Below are 4,708 nucleotides of genomic sequence, written 5' to 3'. Positions count from 1 at the left end.
CAGCATATCACCAACCTGCTGTGGGCCATGGCAAAACTTGTGGGCAACGGGTACGAACAGACACCAGTGTTCAACGAAGCGGTGGCTGCGCTGTTGACCTGCGTGAACGGACAGAAAGACCAATTTAATGCCCAGGGTATTGCCAACCTGCTGTGGGCCACGGCCAAACTGGGTGAACTCATTGAGCTGAACCTGGCTACCTCTACGTTCGAATCGCTTGTCTATCGAATCAGTGAGAAGCTTCAGTTTTCTCAGGAAGAGATATCGATGTCTCTCTGGGGAGTCATGGTATGCTGTGCCAGGTTGTCTCTAGACTCCAATGCCAATAAAAATAACGTGCTTGAAAAACACATGGACGACCTGTTTACCCGTCTGGAAAATACATTCCTGCACAATGAAGAGGATCAACGCACCATTGTCCTGGCCGCAAGTTGGCTTGGCAGAGCGTGTCCGGCCGTCCCCCATTACCAGACAACCATTTCAAATACCCAAGCCGACTTCCGCGATCAACTCCAATCATCTATTCCATCTTTGAAGATTGAAGAAGAAAAGAGTCTGAACTCATTACCTCCGGTTGACCTGCTTCTGACAGATCACAACATGGTTCTTGAAGTTCAGGGACCGGGTCATTACGTAGGTGGTGATTTCAAAACCAGGAATGGTTCGACTCTGCTGAAAATCGCACTGCTGCAAAAAGCAGGATTTGAGGTCATTGAAATCCCGGCTAACCGGCTTTTGAACAAAGATTTAATGAAACCCTATATTGATAAAATAAAGATCAGGATAGGCATCCCGCCACAGGGGCATGACTCTGTTTCACTTAAAAGAGGGTGGACAGATGCTGCATACGTTACTGCCGAAGAACATTTACAAGAGCAAACCAACCCGGCAAAGAGGCAGAAAACAAACAGCCAGTAATCGCCTTCCTCCCACCATGACTCAAGTAAACTTTTCCGCAAAATGAACTTCTGAGCAGAACAGCAGTCTGCTTTTCATATTTTCATGCATTAATGAAATATAATTATGGATAGAAGTTCTGCTGGTATCAGTGGTCAATACAAAAGATCAAATAACAGTTACAACCAACCGAATGGCCATGCCCCTTCTTCAAGGCATGGGCGATACCGACTTGCCACAGTCAGACAATGGGATAATCCCCCCCGGACTGCACCGGGTCGCAATGAATTTTACCACTCTTCTGGCACACGCTCTTCTCAACATCTACAGTGCCGTTCAGTAAACTCTGCTCAAGATTTTAATGCCCTCATCAAACAGGAAATAATGGATGATCTGGTGCGTAAATCGAATCGTTTCGGTCATCGCTATGATGGGAGAAATCACGGACAATATGCCAGTTCAATTAAAAAATACACGTCAGCTGCTAAAAGACCGTTAAACCGAACAGAACAAAGCCAGCTGATGCGTTTACTGCAAAATTTCACTGCAACGCGGAGCTGGAATTGGCGAAGCCTGACAACAACACTGCACTCATTCACTTCAGCGGGTGTTTTTACCCTTCATAAACCCATGGATGAGCGAGTTAAACTTACTCAGGCTAAGTTATTGTCAACGCTATTTGATTCAATAATATTCAAGTGCAACCAAAAACCTGAAGCCAGTGATATTGATGCCCTGGGAATCACCAACCTGCTGTGGGCCATGGCGAAACTGGTGGACAACGGGCAGATGCAGAAACTGGAGCTCAACGAGGCTATGGCCGCTCTGTTGCCCCACGTGAACGCACAGGAAGCTAACTTTAAACCGCAGGAAATTGTCAACCGGCTGTGGGCCATGGCAAAACTGGCGGACAACGGACAGGAGCAGGGACTTGAGCTCAACGAGACTGTGGCCGCGCTGTTGCCCCATATTAACGCACAGAAAGACCAATTTAATGCCCAGGGTATCACCAACCTGTTGTGGGCCATGGCGAAACTGACAGACAACGGACATGAGCGAACACCAGAGCTCAAAGAGGCCGTGGCCGCGCTGTTGCCCTGCGTGAACGTACAGAAAGCTAACTTTAAACCACAGGAAATCGCCAACCTGCTGTGGGCCATGGCGAAACTGGTGGACAGCGGGCAGGAACAGACACCAGAGTTCAAAAAGGCCTTTGCAGCGCTGTTGCCCCACGTGGGCGCACAGAAAGCTAACTTTAACCCACAGTATATCGTCAACCTGCTTTGGGCCATGGCGAAACTGGTGGACAACGGGCAGGAACAGACACCAGAACTCAAAGAGACCTTGGCCGCGCTGTTGCCCCACGTGAGCGCACAGAAAGCCAACTTTACACCACAGGGTATCGCCAACCTGCTGTGGGCCATGGCGAAACTGGTGGACAACGGGCAGGAGCAGACACCAGGGCTCAATGAGGCCCTGGCCGCGCTGTTGCCCCACGTGAACCTACAAAAAGCTAACTTTAAACCACAGGGTATCGCCAACCTGCTGTGGGCCATGGCGAAACTGGTGGACAGCGGGCAGGAGCAGACACCAGGACTCAATGAGGCCGTGGCCGCGCTGTTGCCCCACATAAACGCACAGAAAGACCAATTTATTCCTCAGCATATCGCCAACCTGCTGTGGGCCATGGCAAAACTGGTGGATAGCGGCCAGGAGTGGACACCAGAGTTCAAAGAGGCCGTGGCCGCGCTGTTGCCCCGCGTGAACGCACAGAAAAAGCAATTTAATGCCCAGGCTATTGCCATCATGCTGTGGGCCATGGCGAAACTGGGTGAACTCCTTGAGCTGAACGTGGTTATCTCTACATTCGAATCGCTTGTCTATCAAATCAGTGAAAACCCTCAGTTTTCTCAGCAAGAGATACCGTTGTCTCTGTGGGGAGTCATGGTATGCAGTGCCAGGTTGTTTCTGGATTCCAATGCTAATAAAAGTAACGTGTTTGAAAATCACATGGATGACCTGTTCACTCGCCTGAAAAATACATCGCCAGACAATGAAGAGGAACAATCCATCATTACCCAGGCTGCCAGTTGGCTTGGCAGAGCCTGTCCGGTCGTTCGCCATTACCAAACAAACATTTCAAAAAACCAGGTCGACTTCCGCGATCAACTCAAATCATCTATTCCATCTTTGAGGATTGAAGAAGAAAAGAGTCTGAACTCATTACCTCCGGTAGACCTGCTACTGCCAGATCACAACATGGTGATTGAAGTTCAGGGCCCCTCTCATTACGTGGGTGGTGATTTCAAAACCCGGAATGGTTCAACTCTGCTGAAAATCGCACTGCTGCAAAAAGCAGGATTTGAGGTCATTGAAATCCCGGCTAACCAGCTTTTGAAGAAAGATTTAATGAAACCCTATATTGATCAAATAAAGATCAGGGTAAGCATCGCGCCAAAGGGTCATGACTGTGTATCACTTAAAAGAGGGTGGGCAGATGCTGCATACGTGACTGGTGAAGAACATTCAAAATAGCAAACCAATCCAGCAAAGAGGAAGAAAACAAGCAGCCAGTAATCGCCTATGACTCAAGTAAACTTTTCCGCACAATGAACTTCTGAGCAGAACAGCAGTCTGCTTTTTATATTTTCATGAATTAATGAAATATAATTATGGATAGAAGTTCTGCTGGTATCAGTGGTCAATACCCAAGATCAGATAACGGTTACAACCAACCGAATGGCCATGCCCCTTCTTCAAGGCGTGGTCGATATAGACATGCCACAGTCAGACAGAGGGATAGTCAACCCCGCTCTACCCCGGGATGTAATGAATTTCACCATTCTTACGGCACACGCCCTTCTCAATATTTACTTCACCGTTCAGTCAACTCTGCTCAAGATTTTAATGTCCTCATCAAACAGGAAATAATGGATGATCTGGTGAGTAAATCGCATCGTTTCGGTGATCGCTATGATGGGAGAGATCACGGCCTATATGCCAGTTCAGTTAAAAAATACACGTTAGCGGCTAAAAGACCGTTAAATCGAACAGAACAAAGCCAGCTGATGCGTTTGCTGCAAAATTTTACCGTAACACGGAGCTGGAATTGGCGAAGCCTGACGACAACACTTCACTCATTGACTTCAGCGGGTGTGTTTACCCTTCATAAACCCATGGATGCGCGAGTTAAGCGTACTCAAGCGGCCTTATTGTCAACGCTATTTGATTCAATAATATTTAACTGCAACCAAAAACCTCCAGCCAGGGATATTGATGCTCAGGGTGTCGCGAACCTGCTGTGGGCCATGGCTAAAATGTTAGACAACGGGCAGGAGCGGACACCAGAGTTCAACGAGGCCGTTGTCGCGCTGTTGCCCCACGTGAACGCACAGAAAGACCAATTTAAGACCCAGGGTATTGCCAACCTGCTGTCGGCCATGGCGAAACTGGTGGACAACGGGCAGGAGCGGACGCCAGAGCTCAACGAGGCCGTGGCTTCGCTGTTGTCCCATGTGAACGCACAGAAGAAAGACCAATTTAATACCCAGCATATTGCCAACCTGCTGTGGGCCATAGCGAAACTGGTGGAAAATACGCAGCAGCAGACACCAGGGCTCAACGAGGCCGTGGCCGCCCTGTTGCCTCTCGTGAACGCGCAGAAAGACCAATTTATTCCTCAGCATATCGCCAACCAGCTGTGGGCCATGGCGAAACTGGTGGACAACGGGCATGAGCAGACACCAGGGCTCAAAGAGGCCGTGGCCGCGCTGTTGCCCCGCGTGAACGCACAGAAAGACCAATTTAATGC

3 protein-coding genes are annotated in these 4,708 nt (G+C 48.9%); all 3 read left to right on the top strand.

All coding sequences use genetic code 11. The features are described 5' to 3' along the window. Nucleotides 1–918: RAP domain-containing protein (locus CX664_RS23240; RefSeq protein ID WP_146000255.1), on the top strand; the 918-nt coding region annotated here is incomplete at its 5' end. Between the two features lie 105 nt (nucleotides 919–1,023). Then, nucleotides 1,024–3,432 (top strand): RAP domain-containing protein, encoded by a 2,409-nt coding sequence (locus CX664_RS23235; protein ID WP_101749027.1) that lies wholly within the window; start codon nucleotides 1,024–1,026, stop codon nucleotides 3,430–3,432. A gap of 137 nt (nucleotides 3,433–3,569) precedes the next feature. After that, the coding region (locus tag CX664_RS23225; RefSeq protein ID WP_219622279.1) for a hypothetical protein at nucleotides 3,570–4,708 on the top strand (1,139 nt) is incomplete at its 3' end.

It is taken from the genome of Endozoicomonas acroporae (assembly GCF_002864045.1).
Lineage (GTDB): Bacteria > Pseudomonadota > Gammaproteobacteria > Pseudomonadales > Endozoicomonadaceae > Endozoicomonas > Endozoicomonas acroporae.
The sequence above is the reverse complement of the archived record's forward strand: the minus strand, read 5'-3'. Positions and strand labels throughout refer to the sequence as shown.

Bases quoted from the DNA above. Each gene is read 5' to 3' on its own strand.
- CX664_RS23235 (WP_101749027.1), top strand. From the start codon at position 1,024: ATGGATAGAAGTTCTGCTGGTATCAGTGGTCAATACAAAAGATCAAAT.